Annotated in this window: 20 protein-coding genes, 1 other RNA gene, 1 riboswitch and 1 other annotated feature; of the genes, 18 read left to right on the top strand and 3 right to left on the bottom strand. The window is 45.1% G+C overall.

Features of this window, described 5'->3' with window-relative positions; genetic code table 11:
* Nucleotides 1–11 precede the first annotated feature (11 nt).
* The 5 genes from leuC (at nt 12) to FXV78_RS00330 (ending at nt 5,139) form a co-directional block, all read left to right on the top strand.
* Nucleotides 12–1,289 carry a 3-isopropylmalate dehydratase large subunit gene (leuC, locus tag FXV78_RS00350; RefSeq protein ID WP_004844340.1) on the top strand — a complete coding sequence of 426 codons (1,278 nt, stop codon included), beginning with the start codon at nt 12–14 and terminating at the stop codon, nt 1,287–1,289.
* Complete coding sequence (locus tag FXV78_RS00345) at nt 1,286–1,789, top strand: 3-isopropylmalate dehydratase small subunit (RefSeq protein WP_004844339.1); 504 nt, start codon at nt 1,286–1,288, stop codon at nt 1,787–1,789. Before leuC ends, FXV78_RS00345 begins: the two co-directional genes overlap by 4 nt.
* A gap of 108 nt (nt 1,790–1,897) precedes the next feature.
* Nucleotides 1,898–3,214 (top strand): Na+/H+ antiporter NhaC family protein, encoded by a 1,317-nt coding sequence (locus FXV78_RS00340; RefSeq protein ID WP_147334868.1) that lies wholly within the window; start codon nt 1,898–1,900, stop codon nt 3,212–3,214.
* 68 nt (nt 3,215–3,282) lie between these two features.
* Complete coding sequence (thrC, locus tag FXV78_RS00335; RefSeq protein WP_009244459.1) at nt 3,283–4,776, top strand: threonine synthase; 1,494 nt, start codon at nt 3,283–3,285, stop codon at nt 4,774–4,776.
* Nucleotides 4,777–4,779: 3 nt separating this feature from the next.
* Nucleotides 4,780–5,139, top strand: a complete 360-nt coding sequence (locus FXV78_RS00330; protein WP_004844336.1) for a hypothetical protein — start codon at nt 4,780–4,782, stop codon at nt 5,137–5,139.
* A 117-nt stretch (nt 5,140–5,256) separates the two neighbouring features.
* On the opposite strand, the gene FXV78_RS00325 is transcribed toward FXV78_RS00330, so the two are convergent.
* Nucleotides 5,257–6,036: a 4Fe-4S binding protein gene (locus FXV78_RS00325; RefSeq protein ID WP_009244458.1), complete on the bottom strand. Its 780-nt coding sequence runs from the start codon at nt 6,034–6,036 to the stop codon at nt 5,257–5,259.
* A 130-nt stretch (nt 6,037–6,166) separates the two neighbouring features.
* Between FXV78_RS00325 and ssrS the strand changes: the two genes are divergently transcribed.
* The 6 genes from ssrS to FXV78_RS00295 all read left to right on the top strand — a co-directional run bounded on the left by ssrS (nt 6,167) and on the right by FXV78_RS00295 (nt 13,747).
* Nucleotides 6,167–6,348: non-coding RNA, 6S RNA (ssrS, locus tag FXV78_RS00320), on the top strand.
* A 154-nt stretch (nt 6,349–6,502) separates the two neighbouring features.
* Entirely contained in the window at nt 6,503–7,372 is an 870-nt protein-coding gene (locus FXV78_RS00315) for a YihY/virulence factor BrkB family protein (protein ID WP_004844333.1), read from the top strand.
* Nucleotides 7,373–7,405: 33 nt separating this feature from the next.
* Nucleotides 7,406–7,636 (top strand) — a binding site (T-box leader).
* Nucleotides 7,637–7,691: 55 nt separating this feature from the next.
* Nucleotides 7,692–8,711, top strand: a complete 1,020-nt coding sequence (gene pheS, locus FXV78_RS00310; RefSeq protein ID WP_009244457.1) for a phenylalanine--tRNA ligase subunit alpha — start codon at nt 7,692–7,694, stop codon at nt 8,709–8,711.
* A gap of 29 nt (nt 8,712–8,740) precedes the next feature.
* The gene (gene pheT / locus FXV78_RS00305) at nt 8,741–11,161 is read left to right on the top strand and encodes a phenylalanine--tRNA ligase subunit beta (protein ID WP_004844331.1); all 2,421 of its coding nucleotides are present in this window, start codon (nt 8,741–8,743) and stop codon (nt 11,159–11,161) included.
* A gap of 30 nt (nt 11,162–11,191) precedes the next feature.
* A complete protein-coding gene (gene queA, locus FXV78_RS00300; protein ID WP_004844330.1) occupies nt 11,192–12,217 on the top strand; it encodes a tRNA preQ1(34) S-adenosylmethionine ribosyltransferase-isomerase QueA in 1,026 nt (341 codons plus the stop codon).
* A gap of 417 nt (nt 12,218–12,634) precedes the next feature.
* Nucleotides 12,635–13,747 (top strand): glycosyl hydrolase family 18 protein, encoded by a 1,113-nt coding sequence (locus FXV78_RS00295; RefSeq protein ID WP_004844329.1) that lies wholly within the window; start codon nt 12,635–12,637, stop codon nt 13,745–13,747.
* Between the two features lie 43 nt (nt 13,748–13,790).
* Here FXV78_RS00295 and FXV78_RS00290 read toward each other — a convergent pair whose 3' ends face one another.
* Both FXV78_RS00290 and FXV78_RS00285 read right to left on the bottom strand, forming a co-directional pair.
* Entirely contained in the window at nt 13,791–14,153 is a 363-nt protein-coding gene (locus FXV78_RS00290) for a P-II family nitrogen regulator (protein WP_009244454.1), read from the bottom strand.
* Between the two features lie 16 nt (nt 14,154–14,169).
* On the bottom strand, nt 14,170–15,411 hold the full coding sequence (locus FXV78_RS00285; protein WP_004844327.1) for an ammonium transporter: 1,242 nt from the start codon (nt 15,409–15,411) through the stop codon (nt 14,170–14,172).
* A gap of 312 nt (nt 15,412–15,723) precedes the next feature.
* On the opposite strand from FXV78_RS00285, the gene FXV78_RS00280 reads away from it, so the two are divergent.
* From FXV78_RS00280 to FXV78_RS00250, 7 genes are all read left to right on the top strand, one after another.
* The gene (locus tag FXV78_RS00280) at nt 15,724–16,806 is read left to right on the top strand and encodes a cobalt-precorrin 5A hydrolase (RefSeq protein ID WP_004844325.1); all 1,083 of its coding nucleotides are present in this window, start codon (nt 15,724–15,726) and stop codon (nt 16,804–16,806) included.
* Nucleotides 16,803–17,576 (top strand): precorrin-6A reductase, encoded by a 774-nt coding sequence (gene cobK, locus FXV78_RS00275; protein WP_004844324.1) that lies wholly within the window; start codon nt 16,803–16,805, stop codon nt 17,574–17,576. The genes FXV78_RS00280 and cobK overlap by 4 nt, the downstream gene beginning before the upstream one ends.
* Nucleotides 17,577–17,623: 47 nt before the next feature.
* The gene (locus tag FXV78_RS00270; protein WP_004844323.1) at nt 17,624–18,151 is read left to right on the top strand and encodes a cob(I)yrinic acid a,c-diamide adenosyltransferase; all 528 of its coding nucleotides are present in this window, start codon (nt 17,624–17,626) and stop codon (nt 18,149–18,151) included.
* A gap of 68 nt (nt 18,152–18,219) precedes the next feature.
* A riboswitch (cobalamin riboswitch) is annotated at nt 18,220–18,409 on the top strand.
* A 109-nt stretch (nt 18,410–18,518) separates the two neighbouring features.
* Nucleotides 18,519–19,268: an energy-coupling factor ABC transporter permease gene (locus tag FXV78_RS00265; protein ID WP_004844320.1), complete on the top strand. Its 750-nt coding sequence runs from the start codon at nt 18,519–18,521 to the stop codon at nt 19,266–19,268.
* 1 nt (nt 19,269) lies between these two features.
* A complete protein-coding gene (locus FXV78_RS00260) occupies nt 19,270–19,584 on the top strand; it encodes an energy-coupling factor ABC transporter substrate-binding protein (RefSeq protein WP_004844319.1) in 315 nt (104 codons plus the stop codon).
* Nucleotides 19,571–20,344 (top strand): cobalt ECF transporter T component CbiQ, encoded by a 774-nt coding sequence (cbiQ, locus tag FXV78_RS00255; RefSeq protein ID WP_004844318.1) that lies wholly within the window; start codon nt 19,571–19,573, stop codon nt 20,342–20,344. Before FXV78_RS00260 ends, cbiQ begins: the two co-directional genes overlap by 14 nt.
* Entirely contained in the window at nt 20,341–21,177 is an 837-nt protein-coding gene (locus tag FXV78_RS00250) for an energy-coupling factor ABC transporter ATP-binding protein (protein ID WP_004844317.1), read from the top strand. The genes cbiQ and FXV78_RS00250 overlap by 4 nt, the downstream gene beginning before the upstream one ends.
* Nucleotides 21,178–21,192: the final 15 nt, after the last annotated feature.

Raw genomic sequence — 21,192 nt, 5'->3', positions numbered from 1 at the left:
GGGATTCTCCTATGGGAATGACAATGACACAGAAGATACTGGCAGCACATGCAGGGCTGGAATCTGTAACTGCAGGACAGCTGATCGAGGCAAAGCTGGATATTGTGATGGCAAATGACATCACAGGACCGATGGCGCTGCCGATTCTGAAGCAGATGGCAGATCAGGTGTTTGATAAAGAGAAGGTTGTATTTGTACCGGATCATTTCACCCCGAACAAAGACATCAAATCCGCAGAGAATTCAAAAGCGATCCGTGAATTTGCAAAAGAACAGGGATTGAAATGGTATTTTGAACAGGGCAAGTCCGGAGTAGAGCATGCTATCCTTCCGGAGGCAGGCGTGGTGACAGCAGGAGAATGCATCATTGGTGCAGACTCCCACACCTGTACCTATGGAGCGCTGGGTGCGTTTTCAACCGGTATGGGAACGACCGATATCGCAACCGGTATGGCAACCGGTGAGATCTGGTTTAAAGTTCCGGCGGCGATTCAGTTTGTACTGACTGGAAAACCTGGAAAATATGTCAGCGGAAAAGATATCATCATCCACATCATCGGCAAGATCGGTGTAGATGGGGCACTTTACAAATCCATGGAGTTTACCGGAGACGGAATTGCACATTTGTCTATGGATGACCGTTTTACCATGGCGAACATGGCGATTGAAGCAGGTGCGAAGAACGGAATCTTCCCGGTGGATGAACAGACAAAAGCATATTTAGAAGAGCATTCGAAAAAAGAATATCAGATTTTCGAGGCAGATGAGGATGCAGATTATGAACAGGTTGTAACCATTGATCTTTCCGAAGTGCGTCCGACAGTTGCATTTCCGCATCTTCCGGGCAATGCAAAGACCATCGATGAGATCGAGGCGATGGAACCGATCAAGATCGATCAGGTGGTGATCGGTTCCTGCACCAATGGAAGAATGGAAGATATGCGAAAGGCAGCGGCAATCTTAAAAGGGCATACGGTACATCCGGATGTGCGTGTGATGGTCATTCCGGCAACTCAGAAGATTTACAAACAGTGTATCAAAGAAGGGCTGCTTGATATTTTTGTGGATGCAGGCTGTGCGGTCAATACACCGAGCTGTGGACCGTGTATGGGCGGTCATATGGGTGTTATGGCAGCAGGAGAACGCTGTGTATCTACGACAAACCGGAATTTTGTAGGAAGAATGGGACATGTAGATTCTCTCATTTATCTTGCATCTCCGGAAGTGGCAGCGGCGAGTGCGATTGCAGGATATATTGCAAATCCGGAGAGGGCAGGTGAAGAGGCATGAGAGCACAGGGACACGTTTTTAAATATGGAGACAATGTAGATACGGATGTGATTATTCCGGCAAGATATCTGAATTCATTTGATGCAAAAGAGCTGGCATCACATGCCATGGCAGATATTGATCCGGAGTTTGCAAAAAAAGTGCAGGCGGGAGATCTGATCGTGGCAAAGAAGAATTTCGGCTGTGGTTCTTCCAGAGAGCATGCGCCTCTTTGTCTGAAAACAGCAGGAGTAAGCTGTGTGATCGCAGAGACCTTTGCAAGGATTTTCTATCGCAATGCCATCAATATCGGGCTTCCGATCATTGAATGTCCACAGGCGGCACAGGAAATCGAAGCCGGAGATGAGGTTGAAGTAGATTTTGACAGCGGAATGATCTACGACCGCACCAAAGGAACTCAGTATCAGGGACAGGCGTTTCCTGAATTTATGCAGAAGCTGATCGCAGCCGGAGGTCTTGTAAGCTATACAAACAGCAGAAAAAAAGAGAACGGAAATTAAGACCGGATATTGAAAGAAAGAGCATGATATAAAATGAGGGCGTTTTCAAAAAGTCGGAGAATCTTTTGGAACGCCCTCATGGATTTTATTAAAGAAGAAAGAAGTGAAATGAGAAAGAGAGGAACATCAGTGGAAGAGAAAAAGTTGAGAGCGGAAGAAAAAGGAAGGGCGGTGGCGCTTCTTCCGATCGGAGTATTTCTGGTCCTGTTTTTGGGGATGGGGATTGTATTTGGCGATTTTTATGCGATGCCGGCAATTGTGGCATTCTTAATCGCTCTTCTGACAGCGTTTTTGCAGAATGGGAAGTTAACATTTGCAGACAAAATGAAGGTGATTTCTGCCGGGATCGGAGATGAGAATATCATTACGATGAGTCTGATCTTTTTATGTGCAGGCGGATTTTCCGGTGCAGTAACTGCGGTAGGCGGTGTGGAGAGTACGGTAAATCTGGGGCTTTCGGTGCTTCCGCCATCCATTGCAGTCGTAGGATTGTTTGTGATCGGCTGTTTTATTTCTGTATCCATGGGAACCTCCATGGGAACGATCGCAGCGCTTGCTCCGATTGCAGTCGGAATCAGTGAAAAGACAGGATTTTCTCTGGCAATCTGTATTGGAGCCGTTGTCTGCGGAGCAATGTTTGGTGATAATCTGTCCATGATCTCAGATACAACGATCGCCGCGGTAAAAACACAGGGCTGCGAGATGAAAGATAAATTCAAGGCAAATTTTCTGATCGTACTCCCGGCGGCGATTTTAACGATTGTGATATTCTGGCTGATGACAAGAAACGGAAGTTATCAGATCCGGGAGGAGATGCCATACAGCATCTGGAAAGTACTTCCATATCTCGTTGTATTGGTGGGAGCACTGGCGGGGATTAACGTGTTTGTTGTTCTGATCAGTGGAATTGCGTTATCTCTGATCGTGGGCGTTGCAACAGGAAGCATCGGATTGTCTGAGATTTTTAATGTCGTAGGAGACGGTGTGACCGGAATGTATGATATCACGGTAATTTCGATCATTGTTGCCTGTATCGTGTCACTTGTCAGAGAATATGGTGGAATCCGGTTCATCTTAAATCTGATCAAAAGCAGGATCAGAGGAAAAAGAGGCGGCGAATTTGGAATCGCAGTGCTGGCATTGTTTGTAGATCTTTGTACAGCAAATAATACCATTGCCATTGTGATGGCAGGTCCCATTGCAAAAGAGATCAGCGAAGAATATGACATTGATCCAAAACGATCCGCATCCCTTCTGGATATTTTTACATCCGTGGGGCAGGGAATGATCCCGTATGGAGCTCAGCTTCTGTCTGCGGCAACTCTCACAGGACTGACTCCGTTTGATATTATTCCGAATTTGTTCTACCCCGTCCTGATGGGTGTCAGTGCAATTCTCTTCATTGTATTTAAGAAACAAAATTGATAAAACAGAGCACTTATGATATAATTCATGGCAATAACAGTGTGAAGAAAGAAAAAGAGGGCGAAGATATGAATTTGTTATACAAAAGCACAAGAAATTCTGAGAAAAAAGTAACAGCGTCTGAGGCAATCTTAAAAGGGCTTGCAGAAGATGGCGGACTCTTCGTGCCGGAGCAGATTCCGACACTGGATGTGACAATGGAAGAACTCAAAAACATGACGTATCAGGAGACCGCATACGCAGTGATGAAACAGTTTCTGACAGACTTTACAGAGGAGGAGTTAAAGCACTGCATAGACAGCGCATATGATTCCAAGTTTGATACAGAAGTGATCGCCCCCCTTGTGAAAGTGGGAGATGTCTATCATCTGGAGCTGTTTCACGGAGCGACGATCGCGTTTAAGGATATGGCATTATCGATCCTTCCGCATTTGATGACAACATCTGCAAAGAAGAATCATGTGACAAAGGATATTGTCATTTTGACAGCAACCTCCGGAGATACCGGAAAAGCTGCGATGGCAGGATTCGCAGATGTGCCGGGAACGAAGATTATTGTGTTTTATCCGAAGAACGGGGTCAGCCGGGTGCAGGAGATGCAGATGGTGACACAGAAAGGTGCCAATACTTCAGTTGTGGCAATTCATGGAAACTTTGATAATGCACAGAGCGGTGTCAAAGCGCTTTTTGAAGACCAGGTGCTTGCAAAGGAACTGGATGCGGCAGGATATCAGTTCTCTTCCGCAAATTCGATCAACATCGGTCGTCTGGTACCTCAGGTTGTGTATTATGTCTATGCATATGCAAAACTGCTTCAGAATGACGAGATTCAAAGTGGAGAGAAGATCAATGTGACGGTTCCGACCGGAAACTTTGGTAATATTCTGGCAGCATACTATGCAAAACAGATGGGGGTTCCGATCAATAAGCTGATCTGTGCATCCAATGAAAACAAAGTCCTGTTTGATTTCTTCCGTACAGGAACATATGACAAAAACAGAGAATTTGTGCTGACATCCTCCCCGTCCATGGACATTTTGATCTCAAGCAATCTGGAGCGGCTGATCTATACAATTGCAGGACAGGATGGTCAGAAAAATGCAGAACTGATGGATGCATTAAAAAGTAGTGGTGCATATGAGATTACAAAAGAAATGAAGGCAAAACTGGATGATTTTGTGGGAGGTTATGCAACGGAGGAACAGACAGCACAGGCAATCCACGATACATATAAACGTACCGGATATGTGATGGATACACATACGGCAGTTGCTTCTTGTGTATGTGCACAGTACAGAGAAGAAAGTGGGGATGAGACAAAATGTCTGATCGCTTCCACAGCCAGTCCATATAAATTCGTAGGCAGTGTGATGCGTGCAATTGATGCAGAATATGCGGGAAGAGACGAGTTTGAGCTTGTGGACGAGCTGGAGAAGCTTTCTCAGGTTGCCGTTCCGAATGCGGTCAAGGAGATCCGTGATGCGAAAATCCTTCATACAAGAGAGTGTGATGCAGACAAAATGAAAGAGACAGTGAAAGAAATATTAGAAATCGAGGTATAGTCAATGAGTGCGGACAGTATGAACAGTGTGTTTGGTTTTATCGGAATTCTTGCAGTAGGATGCGGGATATATTGCCTGTATGCATATTTTAACATGAAAAAAGACGGACACATTAATGAAACGATTCTCCTGGGGAAGAGTTATTCAGAAAAGATGTGCAAAGATAAGGAAGCATATCTGAAAAAGGCGTTGCCGGCAGTTCTGGGATTTGGAATTGTTTCGATTCTTTATGGAATTGTAGATTGTATCCACTGGTATGTAAATCCGATGGAGATGGTGGACACAGTGGGCGGCATTCTTTTTATGGCAGCACTGGTGGTATTTGCAGTGTATACGATGCAACTGAAAAAGAAATATTTTTAGAAAGATACAAGGGGAATATCAACGAAAGAGAGTCAGGAGGATCTGACTCTCTTCTTACGTCATACAAATTGCAGAAATGATTCATCTATCGGAGTAATAACGTTCTAATGACAGGATTTATAAAAAGATATCAGCGGCTTTATCACTCTGACAGACTTTGTTCAGTTTTTTGGCTGCCATGGAGAGTTTCATACTGCTGACACTGCGGGCTTTTTGCTTACAGCTTCGTACGCAGCGCAGGCAGGAAATACATTTTTTCTTGTCCGTCTTTTTCGGATCCTGTGCAGAGATTGCTCCGGCAGGACATGATTTGACGCAAGCTTTACATTCCGTGCACAGGCTGACATCTGCCTTTGGAATCAGTGGAGTTTTTGCGTATTTGCGATATGGAGTGTTACCAGGTACCTGAATGGAGAGCGCAGAGAGATCTTCATTTTTGATACGGCGGTTTAATGCGATCCCGAACTCACTGATTGTCTTTAGATCCGCTTTATTCGGACGGCTCAGACCAATTGAACGAACGATCGAATGCTCAGTAGGAAATGCACCGGCACCGATTACGTGGAATCCCCGATTTTCCACCTCGGTTTTTAATTCTAACAGAGCATCTTCGTATGCCCGGCAGCCATAAGTTGCGATCAGCGCAGCCGGAGTGTTGTTTCCTTTGAGTGTCTCGAAATAAGAAAGAAATGTTTCGGGAACCCGGCCGGAATAAACCGGGATTCCAAACAGGACAAAATCTGTTTCGTCAAATTGCAGAACCGGCTTTTTTTCTTTATGTACGGACAGGTCAAATGAGACGGATTTAAGGTCAATCTGACGTGCTGCCTCCATGATGACCCTTCTTGTCGTCCCTGTCGGACTGAAATAGACCAGTTTTAATTCAGTTGTTTTCATAATAGTATCCTCTCCTTGCATTCAAATGTAAATAATGTTACTATACCATAAATTTGAAAAAAATACCATGAAAAAAGAAATGGAGTATGGGTTGTAAAATCTATGTAAATAGGCTATAATAAATTCAACGGAAAACCTGAGATGTTCGATAACCTTGTTATTTTGAACCTACAATACTTTAAACGGGATTCTTATATTTCTGTAATATGTCAAGCCTCCGTTATGCAGTGGAAGACAGAAAAGCAGATGCGGTTGCCCACCTAGCTTGCGTGCTAGGAGTCAAAATACAGGGAACGGCATTTTGGGGATTCTACAGAAGATAAAAGGGAATGAAATTTAGCACAGGCTGATTTCATTCCCTTATTTCATCAATACAGGATATACAAGCCTTCAAAAAAGATCCCTTTACGAAACAGGGGCTTTATGATATGATTTTGAAAGTTTGAGAGCAGCAGGAGAGAATATTATGGGAAGAAGAGTCAAGGAGACGATAAAAAAAGTAAATAAAGTCACTGAGATCGTCGGCTCCCATCATACAGGAGCGTATGCGGCCCAGGCTGCTTATTTTTTTGTACTCTCTATGATTCCGATCATCCTGCTTTTGCTGACGGCGGTACAGTTTACACCAGCTACTTATGCAAATGTCATCGATGCAGTGGAGCAGGTGTTTCCGACATCCGTGCAGGGGTTTATCCGTTCGATCGTGACACAGGTCTATTTTTCCCAGTCGGCTAAGATCATTCCGATCACGATCCTTGTAGCGCTGTGGTCTGCAGGAAGAGGGGTACTGTCCGTGACTGCAGGACTGAACTGCATTTATGGTAATACCGAGACTCGTAATTATGTATACCTGAGGCTTAGGGCTTCTTTATATACCGTGATCTTCATTCTTGCAATCGTACTGTCACTGGTTCTGTCTGTATTTGGAAACAGTATCAGCGCCATGATCTACAAGCATGCACCGTTCTGGAGTACTCTGATGCAGTATATTATTAAGATCCGGACCGTTATGACACTTGCAGTTCTGACCGTTTTCTGGGATCTGGTTTATAAATATCTTCCAAACCGGAGAGCAACACAGAAGACAACTTTGCGTAAACAGCTTCCGGGAGCCGTTTTTACAGCGTGCGGATGGCTGCTGATCTCTTTTATTTTTTCGATTTATCTGGACATCTTTGAAGGATTTTCAGATATGTATGGAAGTATGACTACGATTGTGCTGATTATGCTGTGGCTGTATCTGTGTATGTATGTGATCCTTCTTGGCGGAGAAGTCAATGCACTGTTAGAGAAATATCTTGACAATCACAAAAACTGTGATAAGATAATAAAGTAAATTTGTCTTAAATTTGAAAAATGAATCAGGATATGAAAAGCGATGAGCGTGCACAGTAGAGAACTGTTTTCCATCAGAGAGAGAAGGTCACTGGCTGTAAGCCTTCTTTGGTTCAGACGGCAATCGAAATTCCCACGTAAGCTGCATTTTTGAAATGATTTCAGAGTAGAAAGTGCCGTCTATTGTACGTTACACAAGACCAAGTGCTCACAGGAAGACTGTGGGAATTAGGGTGGTACCGCGAATACAGACTTCGTCCCTTTTGGGATGGAGTTTTTTTCATACTAAGAAATATGCTTTCAAAGAAAGGAGAAAGAAGATGAAAGACAGACTGGAACAAATCAAAGCACAGGCTTTGGAGCAGATTAAAGCTTCTGATATGCCGGAAAAGCTGAACGAGGTGCGTGTAAAATTTCTTGGAAAAAAAGGAGAATTAACAGCCGTATTAAAGGGAATGAAAGACGTGGCCCCAGAGGAGCGTCCGAAAGTCGGACAGCTGGTCAATGAGACAAGAGCTGCAATCGAAGAGCTTTTAGAAGAGACAAAAGTGAAAATGGAGGCAGCCATCCGTGAGGAAAAAATGAAAGCGGAAGTCATTGACGTGACGCTGCCATCTAAGAAAAGTACGGTGGGACACAGACATCCAAATACGATCGCACTGGAAGAGGTAGAGCGCATTTTCGTGGGAATGGGATACGAAGTAGTAGAAGGACCGGAAGTAGAATACGACCTGTACAACTTCGAGAAACTCAACATTCCGGATGGGCATCCTGCAAAAGATGAACAGGATACCTTTTATGTGAATAAGGACATTGTGCTGCGTACACAGACTTCTCCGGTTCAGGCGAGAGTGATGGAGCAGGGCAAGTTGCCGATCCGTATGATCGCACCGGGAAGAGTATTCCGTTCTGATGAAGTGGATGCAACACATTCTCCATCCTTCCATCAGATTGAAGGTCTTGTGATCGATAAAAATGTTTCCTTTGCAGATCTGAAAGGAACACTGGAAGTGTTTGCAAAAGAGCTGTTTGGAGAAGAGACAAAGACAAAATTCAGACCGCATCATTTCCCGTTTACAGAGCCAAGTGCAGAGGTGGATGTGACTTGCTTCAAATGCGGAGGCAAAGGATGTCGATTCTGTAAAGGTTCCGGCTGGATTGAGATCCTCGGATGCGGGATGGTACATCCACATGTGCTGGAGATGTGCGGAATCGATCCGGAGGAATATTCAGGATTTGCATTCGGTGTCGGTCTGGAGCGAATCGCACTGCTGAAATATGAAATTGATGACATGAGACTTTTGTATGAAAATGACATCAGATTTTTGAAACAGTTCTAGGATTTAGGTGGAGAGAAAGGAATAGGATTATGAATACTTCTTTATCATGGTTAAAAGCGTATGTCCCGGATCTGGACGTGACAGCGCAGGAATATACAGATGCAATGACATTGTCAGGAACAAAAGTAGAGGGCTATGAACAGCTGGATGCAGATCTGGAAAAGATTGTCATTGGTCAGATCGATAAGATTGAAAAGCACCCGGATGCAGACAAACTGGTCGTATGTCAGGTGAATGTAGGAACAGAGACAGTACAGATCGTAACAGGTGCGAAAAATGTATTTGAAGGTGCAAAAGTGCCGGTCGTACTGGACGGTGGACGCGTGGCAGGGGGACATGAGCCGGGACAGAAAGTTCCGGGCGGAATCAAGATCAAAAAAGGCAAGCTCCGCGGAGTGGCAAGTTTTGGTATGATGTGTTCTATCGAGGAGCTGGGTTCTACGACAGATATGTATCCGGAGGCTCCGGAAGACGGAATCTATATCTTCCCGGAGGATGCCGAAATCGGAGCAAGTGCGATTGAAGCGCTTGACAGAAACGATGTGGTATTTGAGTATGAAGTGACATCCAACCGTGTAGACTGCTACAGCGTACTTGGAATCGCAAGAGAAGCAGCCGCTACATTCAACAAAGAGTTTGTTCCTCCAATCGTGAAAGAGACAGGAAATGGAGAAGATGTCAACGATTATATAAAAGTAACAGTAGAAGATGCCGATCTGTGTCCGAGATACTGTGCAAGAGTGGTAAAAAATATTAAAATCGGTCCGTCTCCAAAATGGATGCAGAGAAGGCTGGCATCTGTAGGAATTCGTCCGATCAACAATCTGGTGGATATTACAAACTATGTGATGGAAGAGTACGGACAGCCGATGCATGCCTATGATCTGGATACGATCGCAGGTCATGAGATTGTTGTAAAAACTGCACAGGATGGAGAGAAATTTACCACACTTGACGGACAGGAGCGTATCATGGACAAGGATGTCCTGATGATCTGTGACGGAGAAAAAGCAGTCGGAATTGCCGGTATCATGGGTGGGGAAAACTCCATGATCACAGATGATGTCAAGACCATGCTCTTTGAGGCAGCATGCTTTGACGGTGTCAACATCCGAAAATCTTCAAAGAGAGTAGGGCTTCGTACAGATGCTTCCGGAAAATTTGAAAAGGGTCTGGATCCGAACAATGCAAAAGCAGCCATTGACAGAGCCTGCCAGTTAGTAGAAGAATTAGGCGCCGGAGAAGTGGTTGGCGGAACCGTGGATGTTTACGGAAAAGTAAAAGAACCGGTAAGAGTTCCATTTGATGCAGACAAGATCAATGCAATGCTGGGAACTTCGATTTCAGAAGAAGAGATGCTTGGTTATTTCGCAAAGATCAGTCTGGAATATGATGAAGCAGCAAAGGAAGTGATCGCACCGACATTCCGTCATGATCTGTTCAGAATTGCAGATCTGGCAGAAGAGGTTGCAAGATTCTTTGGATATGATAATATTCCGACGACACTTCCAAAGGGAGAGGCCACAACAGGAAAACTGTCCTTCAAACTGAGAATCGAAGATGTGGCAAAAGATATCGCCGAATTCTGCGGATTCAGCCAGGGAATGACCTATTCATTCGAGAGCCCGAAGGTGTTTGACAAACTGAGAATCCCGGCAGATTCGAAATTGAGAGAAACAGTGGAGATCATGAACCCACTGGGAGAAGATTATAGTGTGATGAGAACGACATCCTTAAATGGAATGCTCACATCTCTTGCGACAAACTATAACCGCAGAAACAAAAATGTAAGACTTTACGAACTTGGAAATATTTATCTGCCAAAACAGCTTCCGATCACAGAGCTTCCGGAGGAAAGAATGCAGTTTACTCTGGGAATGTATGGAGAAGGGGATTTCTTCAGCATGAAGGGTGTAGTAGAAGAATTCTTTGAGAAGATCGGAATGAACGAAAAAGAAACATACGATCCAAATGCAGGAAAAACATATCTGCATCCTGGGCGCCAGGCAAATATCATTTACGATGGAAAAGTAGTCGGATATCTGGGAGAGGTACATCCGGAAGTTGCCGATACTTACGGAATCGGGGAACGCGCATATGTAGCAGTACTGGATATGCCGGAGATCATTCCGTATGCAACTTTTGACAGAAAATATACAGGAATCGCAAAGTACCCTGCTGTGACAAGAGATATCAGTATGGTAGTGCCAAAAGAGATCCTGGTAGGACAGATTGAAGATGTGATCGAGAAAAAAGGCGGAGCATATCTGGAAAGCTATGCACTGTTTGACCTGTATGAAGGAAGTCAGATCAAAGCCGGATTCAAATCCGTTGCATATTCTATCGTATTCCGTGCAAAGGATAAGACTCTGGAAGAGGCGGATGTAACTTCTGCGATGAACCGGATCTTAAAAGCACTGGAAGAGATGGGAATCGAGCTGAGAAAATAGGACCGAGTCTGTTTAGAAAGAGGGATATCATTGAAAACAAGTGATTTTTATTATGACCTGCCGGAGGAACTGATCGCACAGGATCCTCTGGAGGATCGCTCCGGTTCCAGATTATTGTTTCTGGATAAAGAGACAGGGAAAACAGAGCATCATATCTTTCGGGATGTGATCGATTATCTGAATCCGGGAGACTGTCTGGTCATCAACGATACAAAAGTAATTCCGGCACGCCTGATCGGAGAAAAAGAAGGCACCGGTGCCAAGATCGAGGTCCTCCTGTTGAAGCGCGGAGAAAACGATGTGTGGGAAACACTGGTAAAACCGGGGAAAAAAGCAAAACCGGGAACCAGGATCAGTTTCGGAGAAGGACTTCTGGTCGGCGAGGTTGTGGATGTGGTAGAAGAGGGAAACCGTCTGATTCACTTTGAGTATAAGGGAATCTTTGAGGAGATTTTAGACCAGCTTGGTCAGATGCCGCTTCCTCCATATATTACCCACCAGCTGGAAGACAGAAGCCGTTATAATACGGTGTATGCAGCTCACGAAGGTTCAGCTGCAGCACCGACTGCGGGGCTTCATTTTACTCCGAAGCTTTTGAAAGAAATTCAGGAAAAAGGCGTGGATATTGCAAGAGTGACACTTCATGTCGGACTGGGCACATTCCGCCCGGTGAAAGTGGAGGATGTGACCGAGCACCATATGCATTCGGAGTTTTACATGGTGGATGCAGAAGCGGCAGAGAAGATCAACAAAGCCAAAGAACATGGAGGCCGTGTGATCTGTGTGGGAACGACGAGCTGCCGTACCATCGAATCTGCGGCGGACGAGAACGGACGCTTAAAGCCTTGCAGCGGCTGGACAGAAATTTTTATCTATCCGGGATATCAGTTTAAGATATTAGATGGGCTGATCACAAATTTCCATCTGCCGGAATCTACACTGATCATGCTGGTATCTGCACTGGCGGGAAAAGAGCATGTCATGGCAGCCTATGAAGAGGCAGTGAAAGAACGGTATCGTTTTTTCAGCTTCGGAGATGCGATGATTATTTTATAGAGGAAGAAAAACGCCATTCTATGGGGACATAGATGGCGTTTTTTTGACTCTGTAGAATTGAAAAAATGCATGGAAAAGAAACAAATGCTGTGATATGATGAATATGCTGTCGAAACCTTCCAGCAGAAGGGAGGTGAGACTATGGATTATATTCTCCGATTCCTTGTTTCGGTTATGGTGAGTGTGGCTGGCTACTACATACGCAAGTGGTTAGACCGGAATGATAAAGACAGTTAGCCCAAAAAGAACCCCCAAGGACTGGCCTCCTTGGGGGTTCACTTTGACTATGGAATATTCTCCATTTCCTTAGCTAAGATTATGATATGCCACTTTACAAAAAAAGTCAACAGTTTTTCAAACACTGATTTATCGAATACCTCCCGGCTATCGGACATAGGATAGTCAGGAGGTGTTTTTATGATTTATGTGACAGTACCGGGAGATACTGTATCTTCGATCTCCCGTCAAAGTGGGGTTCCCGTCTGGAAGATTATTTATGATAATCAGCTGGGAGAAGAGGGAGAACTGACAGTGGGGCAGGCGCTGCTCTTATTAAAACCGCAGGAGAGCGCGGAAATTCGAGAGGATTTGTATGTGACAGGGTATGCATATCCTTTTATTGAACCTTATGTGCTGGAGATGGCATTTCCGGCACTCAATGAACTGCTTGTGTTTTCTTATGGCTTTACGTTTGAAGGAGAGTTGGTTCCGCCCATACAGGATGAAACATGGATGATACAGCTGGCCTGGGAGAATGGGATAGAACCGATGCTGGTTCTGACCCCGTTTACACAGGGGGTCTTTAACAATCAGCTGATCCAGACTCTGGTGGAGGAAGAATCAGTACGTGAAAATGTGATTACCAATCTGCTGAAGGTGGTGGAGGAAAAAGGATATGTGGGCGTGGATGTAGATTTTGAATATGTCCGTGCGCAGAACAGGGAAGGATATGCCGAGTTTGTCGGAGAATTGCGGGCTGCCATGAACGAAAAGGGATATCGCGTGTCAGTGGCTCTGGCGCCCAAGACGTCTTCAGATCAGAAAGGGCTGCTCTATGAGGGGATTGATTATGCACTTCTGGGAGAACAGGCAGACCGGCTGTTTCTGATGACTTATGAGTGGGGATATTCTTATGGTCCGCCCATGGCAGTCGCACCCCTTACGAAAGTCCGCCAGGTGGTAGAGTATGCGCTGACACAGATCCCGGCTGAGAAGCTTCTGATGGGGATACCGAACTATGGGTATAACTGGACCCTTCCTTATGAAAAAGGAGTGACAAAAGCAGAGACGATCGGTAATGTAGGGGCTGTACGGCTTGCGGTGGAATACGGTGCTCCAATTCAGTATGACCAGGAGGCTCAAAGCCCGTATTTTACTTACAGAAATCAGGGAAGAGAGCAGGAAGTCTGGTTTGAAGATGTGAGAAGTATTGCGGCAAAGATCGAACTGGCAAAAGAATATGAACTATATGGAGTCGGATACTGGAATTTAATGCGTCCCTTTCGTGCAAACTGGATCATGCTGGAATAAAGAGACCGGGAAATCACATATTGAACTGTGATTCCCCGGCAGATTAAAGATTATCTTGTGACTGAACTGCATTATAACCGGTCTCTTTTGTGCGGATTTTGACAGCGCTGCGGATTTCATAGCTGAAAATTTTTCCGTCACCGACTTCGCCGGTAAAAGCGGCTTTTTGTATTGCTGAGATTGTTTTTTGTTCCCATTCTTCGGAAGAGACGACCACTTCAAATTTAATTTTGGGATGTAACAGGATATCTACTTCACTTCCGCGGACAATTTCTGTATAGCCACGCTGCGTTCCATACCCCATAACCTGGGAGATGGTAACCCCGTTCACCTGGATGTCCTGAAGAGCAGATTTAACCTGTTCAAATTTTTCTTCTCTTACGATTGCTTCAATTTTGATCAACATGATGACTCCCCCTCTTTTATGAATCAAATCCGTTAAAGGACGGATATGCATTTTCTCCATGCTGTGAGAAATCCAGACCGGATATCTCAGCAGAAACATCTACACGAAGCGGTGTGAAAATTCTTACGATACCGATGCAGATCAAGGTTCCGCACACAGCAACTGCAATGGTGACCAGAATGCTGATCAGCTGTGCAGTGAATAAATGAAAATCTCCGAAGACTAATCCATTCCATCTGGCAACAGAATTGACAGAAGTTTTACCGAAAAGTCCGGTCGCAATACCGCCCCAGATACCGCCGATTCCATGACATCCGAACGCATCGAGCGCATCATCGATTTTTAATTTCTGTTTTAAGAGCACCACGGTAAAATAGCAGATCGGACTGACAAGTGCACCGATCAGGAAAGAAGACCAGATCGGAACAAATCCGGCACCGGGGGTGATAGCTACAAGCCCTACGACCAGTCCTGTAGAAGCACCGACAAGTGTGGTTTTTTTACTTTTCAGATAATCAATGAGCATCCAGATGAGCATTGCGGAAGCAGAAGCAATCGCAGAGGTCATAAAAGCGTGAGCTGCAAGTCCATCTGCCGCAAGAGCACTTCCGGCATTGAAGCCAAACCATCCGAACCAGAGCAGTGATGCACCCAGAGTGACAAATGGGATGTTGTGGATGCGATAGGAAGTGTGTTCATATCCGCGTCTTCGACCAAGACAGATGGCAAGGACAAGAGCGGATACTCCGGAACTGATATGGACAACATTTCCGCCGGCAAAATCAACAGATCCTAAAGCGGCAAGGAAACCGTCTTCTCCCCATACCATATGTGCCATCGGATAATAAACAATCAAAGACCAGAATGCAATAAACAGAAACAGTGCCTTAAAACGCATTCTGCCGACGACAGCTCCGGTGATCAGCGCAGGGGTAATGACTGCGAACATCATCTGGAAACCGGCAAATACAAGATGTGGAATCGTATCAGCATAAGGACCGGGATCGGCTCCTACACCTTGAAAAGCAAAGTATCGAAAATCACCGATGATTCCGGCATGGTTTCCGCCGAAAGAAAGGGAATATCCAAACAGTACCCACATAACGATGGACAGCCCCATAATGCCGATGCAGGCCATCATTGTGTTGACAACATTTTTCCGGCGGACCAATCCGCCATAAAAGAAAGCAAGGCCCGGTGTCATAAGAAAAACAAGGGCAGAGCAAAGCATGATAAAACCAGTATCTCCTGAACTCATAAAATCTCCTCCTAGTTGAAACAAAAACAGTTTTTCTGCTGTGAAAAGGCCTTTTCTATAAAAAAAGATGCCTGAGAGATTTTTAAAAATCCTTCAGACATCTTCGTCTGCAAACAGAATAGCAGAGAAGCTGAAAAATGACAAGAGTGAAACTAAACAAAGAATTTTTGGAAAATCATGCAAAATCTTCAAAATTAAACAAACAGGCAGAAAATTGTAATTGTTATTGTTCCGGCTAATCAAACTAAGTTTTGACGGAAACGCCGGCTAATAGTATAGTAGATGAAAAGAAAGTGAAAAGAGAAGAAAATAATGAAGAGAAAAAGTGTGAGAATTTATAGTTTTACCGGGACTGGAAGCCGTCTGGCGTTAAATCTGGCGGAAAAACTAAAACAGGAAGGGTATGTGTGTACAGGATATACTGTGGCACGTTTTGCAGAGGATAAAAGGCTGCAGAGATTAAATGACGGATGGAAACAAGAAATCGGGGCATCCTGGGGAGAACATGCACTGGTATTTATCGGGGCGGCAGGAATCGCGATCCGTGCGATCGCTCCGTTTGTAAAAGATAAGTTTACAGATCCTCCGGTTATTGTTCTGGATGAGAAGGGCACATTTGCCATTCCGCTTTTGTCCGGACATGTAGGCGGCGGAGTAACGCTGGCGAAGGTTCTTGCAGAATACACAGGAGGAAGGGCGGTGATCACAACGGCTACAGATGTGCAGAAAAAGTTTGCGGCAGACGTGTTTGCCATGGAGAACGGACTCGTCATTACAGATCGGGAAGAGGCGAAAAAAATCTCGGCAGGGATTCTTGAAAAAAAGAATACGGGAATTTTTTCAGAGTTTCCGCTTTTGGGGGATATACCCGAAGAACTGACCATATGCGGCAGTGAAGAACAACTGGAGGGATGCTGTGGGAAGATTGTGATCTGTGAAAAAAAACCCAGAAATAAAAAATCAGGTGTATTATATCTTTTGCCAAGAAATCTGTATGTGGGAATGGGATGCAAAAAAGGGACAAAAAAAGAAATTCTGGAGGCAGAGCTTTTGAAAACTCTGGAAAAGCATGGATTTTTACCGGAGCAGATCCGTGCACTTGGAAGCATCGATCTGAAAAGGGAGGAGGCCGGGTTGCTGGAGCTGGCAGATTCTCTTGGAGTGGAGTTTTTGACTTATTCCGCAGAATCACTTCAGGAAATTTCGTCAGTCAGCAGTTCTTCGGAATTTGTAAGAGGAGTGACAGGGGTAGACAATGTCTGTGAGAGAGCGGCGAAAAAAATGTGTCCGGATGGAGTGATGGTTCAGGAAAAGGTCTGTCTGAATCAGTGCACGGCTGCGTTTGTCTGTGGTGAAGTTATGGTAAAATTTAGGAAAGAGGAGGAAGAAAGATGAAGCGTATCTTGATTTTTTCAGGTACTACAGAAGGTCGGGAACTGGCAGAATTTCTGAGAAACAGGCAGGTGGATGTCATCGTCAGTGTTGCCACAGAGTATGGAAGAGACTGTATGGATGTCGAGAGTTCTTCTAATGTAAGCGTACGTACTGGACGTATGGATGAGGCACAGATCCGGCAGTTTTTAACGACGCAGAAAATTGATCTGGTGGTGGATGCGACACATCCGTTTGCAGCAGAAGTGACGAAAAATGTAGAGCAGGCATGCAGGATGGCAGGTACGGAATATATCAGATGTGTGCGGGAGCGGCAGAACTGGGATGACAAAGGAGAGCGTGTTGTGCGTGTGGAAAGTGTACCTGAGGCGGTGGAATACCTGCAAAATACAACAGGGAATGTTCTGATTGCTACCGGAAGCAAAGAATTGAAAGAATATACCAGGATAGCAGGCTGCAAAGAGCGATGTTATGCCCGTGTCCTTTCTACACAGGTTTCAGTGGAAGAGAGCATTCGGCTTGGATTCGAAGGAAAGCATCTGATCGCCATGCAGGGTCCGTTTTCAAAAGAATTAAATCTTGCGATGCTAAGAGCTTTGGATGCCAGGTATTTTGTGACAAAAGAATCCGGAAAATCCGGTGGTTTTCTGGAGAAGGTACAGGCTGCAGAAGAGGCAAAGGCTGTGCTGGTGGTAGTAGGAAGGCCGTTTGAAGTAGGAAAAATACTAAAAGAAACAAAAAAATTCCTAGAAATATGGGCAGGGCTGTGCTAAAATTTAGAAAGATTTAAGGAAAGGCTGAAACAGGAAGAGGACAGAATATGAGGCAGGGAATGATCCACATTTACTGTGGAGACGGAAAAGGAAAGACCACGGCAGCTACGGGACTTGCAGTTCGGGCGGCCGGAAGCGGGATGAAAGTACTGTTTGCCCGTTTTTTGAAGAATGAGAACTCTGCAGAATTGTGTGTGTTAGATCAGATTCCGGGGATAGAAGTGATCCATTTACCGAAGTCCTATGGGTTTTATAACACGCAGTCCGAGGAAGAAAAGGCAGAAACAAAGCAGATGTATGAAGAATTGTGGAAGTATGCACTGGATCGGGCGAAAAATGGAGCGTGTGACATGCTTGTCATGGATGAATTTATGGCAGCAGACAGGTATGGTCTGATCCCGCATGAAGAGGCTATTCAGTTTTTGAAAGAGAAACCAGAAGGTCTGGAAGTGGTTCTGACCGGACGGGATCCGTCAGAGGATCTGATCAGAATAGCGGATTATGTGTCTGAGATCCGGAAAGTAAAGCATCCGTTTGATTGCGGCGTTTATGCCCGCAGAGGAATTGAATATTAAATATTATTTTGTATGTATGGACGCTGCTCTTTGTGACAGAAGAAGCAGGTGTTTCTACATAAATTCAGATTCAAAGCAGATTTAAAAGATGCCGTCCGAAAAAAGGCGGCAGGGGAACCAGGTGAGAATCCCGGACAATGCTCGTTGCTGTATTGGAGTAGTGGTATTTCATGAGGTCACTGTAGGAAATTCTATGGGAAGGCGAAATACTGTGTTTGATGCCTAAGTCAGAACACCCGCTTTTAAAGGAATCTGGAAGGTTACGGGAATATGACCGGGTGTATGCAAAACAGTCTCCTTTTAGGACCTTTTGACAGCCTGGAATATTTCAGAAAAATTTTGTCAAAGGAAAAGGAGAGAAAAGAACATGACAAAAAAACAAAATATCTTACTGAAGGCAAGCATCGCAATCGCGGTGTTATTTGCCATTGCACCGGCTTCAAATGCTATGCACATTATGGAGGGATACCTTCAGGCAACATTTTGCATTGCGTGGGGAGTCATCTGCCTGCCGTTTATCGTCGCAGGATTTTTTTCCATTCAAAAAACATTAAAACAGAACAGAAAAACACTGATCCTTCTGGCAATGTCAGGAGCCTTTGTGTTTGTGATTTCTTCCTTGAAGATCCCGTCTGTGACCGGAAGCTGTTCCCATATGACAGGAACCGGACTGGGTGCGATCTTATTCGGGCCGACGGCAGCAGGCGTGTTGGGGCTGATCGTGTTATTATTTCAGGCAATCCTGCTGGCACACGGCGGACTGACCACGCTGGGAGCCAATACATTTTCTATGGCGATCGCAGGTCCGTTTCTTTCTTATGGGATTTATAAGCTTTGCCAGAAACTCAATGTAAACCGGAAGGTGGCAGTGTTTCTGGCAGCATTTTTCGGGGATCTGTTCACTTACTGTGTAACCAGTCTGCAGCTTGCTATGGCATATCCGTCTGAAGCGGGCGGGGTGGGAGCTTCCGCAGTGAAATTCCTTGGAGTGTTTGCTCCGACACAGCTTCCGCTGGCAGTAATGGAAGGACTTCTTACGGTTGTGATCGTGATCGCACTGGAGTCTTATGCAAAACCGGAACTCAAAGCCGTTGGATTTTTAAAGGAGGAAAAGTAGGATGAGTAAGAAAAATAAAACACTGGTACTGGTTCTGCTGCTCGCGGTGGTCCTGCTGGCGGCAGTTCCGTTTCTGACTTTGAAAGATGCAGAGTTTGGCGGATCAGATGATGCGGGAAGTGTGATGGTAGAAGAGATCCATGGAGAATATGAACCGTGGTTTACCCCTGTTTTGGAAGATTTTCTTGGAAAAGAAATCCCGGGAGAGGTGGAGTCCCTGCTGTTTTGTGTACAGACCGGAATCGGCGTGGGAATCATCGCTTTTTGCATGGGTCGTCTCGTAGAGCGGAAGAAGTGGCAGAATGATAATCATTGATAAATTAAGTTATTCCTCCGGACTTGCAGATGTGAGTCCGGAGGAGAAGTTTGCATATGCGGTTCTGACCCTGTTGGTCTGTGTGGTCAGCCGGTCTGTTACAGCGGCAGTGATCGTACTGGCGGTCAATGGAATTCTCAATGTAAAAAAGGGAAGAGTTCCATTTCACCTGTACCTGAAATACCTGATGGTACCCCTGATATTTCTGCTGTTGAGTACACTGGCAATCCTGGTCAATGTATCCAAAGAGCCGCTGGATGCCTATGCAATCCCGGTGGGGCAGTATTATGTGACATCCAGCTGGATGGGGCTGAAAAAAGGCGGGCAGATGATACTGACTGCGCTTGCAAGTGTTTCCAGTCTGTATGTCCTGTCTTTTAACACGCCGATGACGGAAATTCTGGATGTGTTAAAGCGACTGCATTTTCCGGGATTGTTCATTGAGCTGATGCTTTTGACATATCGGTTTATTTTTATTCTGATGGAAGGGGCATCTGCAATTATGACGGCACAGAAAGCAAGGCTTGGAAACCGGGATCTGAAAACTTCGATCCAGTCTTTCGGGCAGATGGCATCGGTTGTGTTTGTGCGGGCGCTGAAGCAGTCGGATGCATTGTACAATGCGATGGAATCCAGATGTTATGACGGTGAGATCCGGGTACTTTCAGGAGAGTATGAAAAAAACAAGAGCAATTTCCGGAAAATAGCAGTTTTTGAGGCAGTCCTGATTTTGCTTGCGGTTTGGGGGAGAATAGTATGAGTGAAGAGATTATTTTAGAGGCGAGAGATATCTGGCATTCTTATGAAGAGAATGACCGGTTTTCTCTGCAGGGGCTGGACTTAAAAGTAAAAAAGGGGAGTAAGGTTGCTTTTATGGGAGCCAACGGTTCTGGAAAATCTACTTTTTTTCTCTGCTGCAACGGAATTTTACGACCACAAAAGGGAGATATTTTGTTTCATGGAAAACCTGTGAGCTACAAGAGAAAGGAACTTCTGGCACTTCGGGCCAAGGTGGGCATCGTGTTTCAGGACCCGGATAAACAGTTGTTTTCTGCCAGCGTGGAGCAGGAAATCTCATTCGGGATCCTGAATCTGGGTGTTGCAAAAGAACAGGCAAGAACAGAAGTGGAGCAGGTGATGGAAGAACTGGAGATCGTGCCCTTTCGAAAACGGCCGGTACATGCGTTAAGCGGAGGGCAGAAAAAACAGGTCTCGATCGCGGATATTTTAGTGATGCGTCCGGAGATCATCATTTTGGATGAACCTGCAGCAGCCCTGGATCCGAAGCATACCCGTATGGTAAATGAGATGGTAGACAAACTCACAGAGCAGGGAATCACAGTACTCATGGCGACTCATGATATGGATTATGCATATGCCTGGGCGGATGAGATCGTGTTGATGAAAGATGGAAAAGTGCTCTGTCAGGGCGCGCCGGAAGCAGTGTGCAGAGAAACAGAAAAGCTGAAAGAGACGAATCTGGAAGAACCGGCTCTTTTACGGTTATTTGACCGTTTAAAAGCACGTAAAATAATAGAAGCAACAGGAAAAGCTCCAAGGACATGGAAGGAACTGGAGCAGTTGATCGGATAGAAATTTCTGGAGAGG

This window comes from Mediterraneibacter gnavus ATCC 29149, assembly GCF_008121495.1.
Taxonomy (GTDB): Bacteria; Bacillota; Clostridia; order Lachnospirales; family Lachnospiraceae; genus Mediterraneibacter; species Mediterraneibacter gnavus.
This window is presented reverse-complemented; position numbering and strand designations above follow the sequence as displayed.

Bases quoted from the DNA above. Each gene is read 5' to 3' on its own strand.
- FXV78_RS00345 (WP_004844339.1), top strand. From the start codon at position 1,286: ATGAGAGCACAGGGACACGTTTTTAAATATGGAGACAATGTAGATACG.
- pheS (WP_009244457.1), top strand. From the start codon at position 7,692: ATGAAAGACAGACTGGAACAAATCAAAGCACAGGCTTTGGAGCAGATT.
- FXV78_RS00290 (WP_009244454.1), bottom strand. From the start codon at position 14,153: ATGTTGATCAAAATTGAAGCAATCGTAAGAGAAGAAAAATTTGAACAG.
- FXV78_RS00265 (WP_004844320.1), top strand. From the start codon at position 18,519: ATGACAAAAAAACAAAATATCTTACTGAAGGCAAGCATCGCAATCGCG.
- FXV78_RS00315 (WP_004844333.1), top strand. From the start codon at position 6,503: ATGGGAAGAAGAGTCAAGGAGACGATAAAAAAAGTAAATAAAGTCACT.
- FXV78_RS00325 (WP_009244458.1), bottom strand. From the start codon at position 6,036: ATGAAAACAACTGAATTAAAACTGGTCTATTTCAGTCCGACAGGGACG.
- FXV78_RS00270 (WP_004844323.1), top strand. From the start codon at position 17,624: ATGAGGCAGGGAATGATCCACATTTACTGTGGAGACGGAAAAGGAAAG.
- thrC (WP_009244459.1), top strand. From the start codon at position 3,283: ATGAATTTGTTATACAAAAGCACAAGAAATTCTGAGAAAAAAGTAACA.
- cobK (WP_004844324.1), top strand. From the start codon at position 16,803: ATGAAGCGTATCTTGATTTTTTCAGGTACTACAGAAGGTCGGGAACTG.
- FXV78_RS00280 (WP_004844325.1), top strand. From the start codon at position 15,724: ATGAAGAGAAAAAGTGTGAGAATTTATAGTTTTACCGGGACTGGAAGC.
- leuC (WP_004844340.1), top strand. From the start codon at position 12: ATGGGAATGACAATGACACAGAAGATACTGGCAGCACATGCAGGGCTG.
- FXV78_RS00330 (WP_004844336.1), top strand. From the start codon at position 4,780: ATGAGTGCGGACAGTATGAACAGTGTGTTTGGTTTTATCGGAATTCTT.
- pheT (WP_004844331.1), top strand. From the start codon at position 8,741: ATGAATACTTCTTTATCATGGTTAAAAGCGTATGTCCCGGATCTGGAC.
- FXV78_RS00340 (WP_147334868.1), top strand. From the start codon at position 1,898: ATGAGAAAGAGAGGAACATCAGTGGAAGAGAAAAAGTTGAGAGCGGAA.
- FXV78_RS00295 (WP_004844329.1), top strand. From the start codon at position 12,635: ATGATTTATGTGACAGTACCGGGAGATACTGTATCTTCGATCTCCCGT.
- FXV78_RS00260 (WP_004844319.1), top strand. From the start codon at position 19,270: ATGAGTAAGAAAAATAAAACACTGGTACTGGTTCTGCTGCTCGCGGTG.
- FXV78_RS00250 (WP_004844317.1), top strand. From the start codon at position 20,341: ATGAGTGAAGAGATTATTTTAGAGGCGAGAGATATCTGGCATTCTTAT.
- cbiQ (WP_004844318.1), top strand. From the start codon at position 19,571: ATGATAATCATTGATAAATTAAGTTATTCCTCCGGACTTGCAGATGTG.
- FXV78_RS00285 (WP_004844327.1), bottom strand. From the start codon at position 15,411: ATGAGTTCAGGAGATACTGGTTTTATCATGCTTTGCTCTGCCCTTGTT.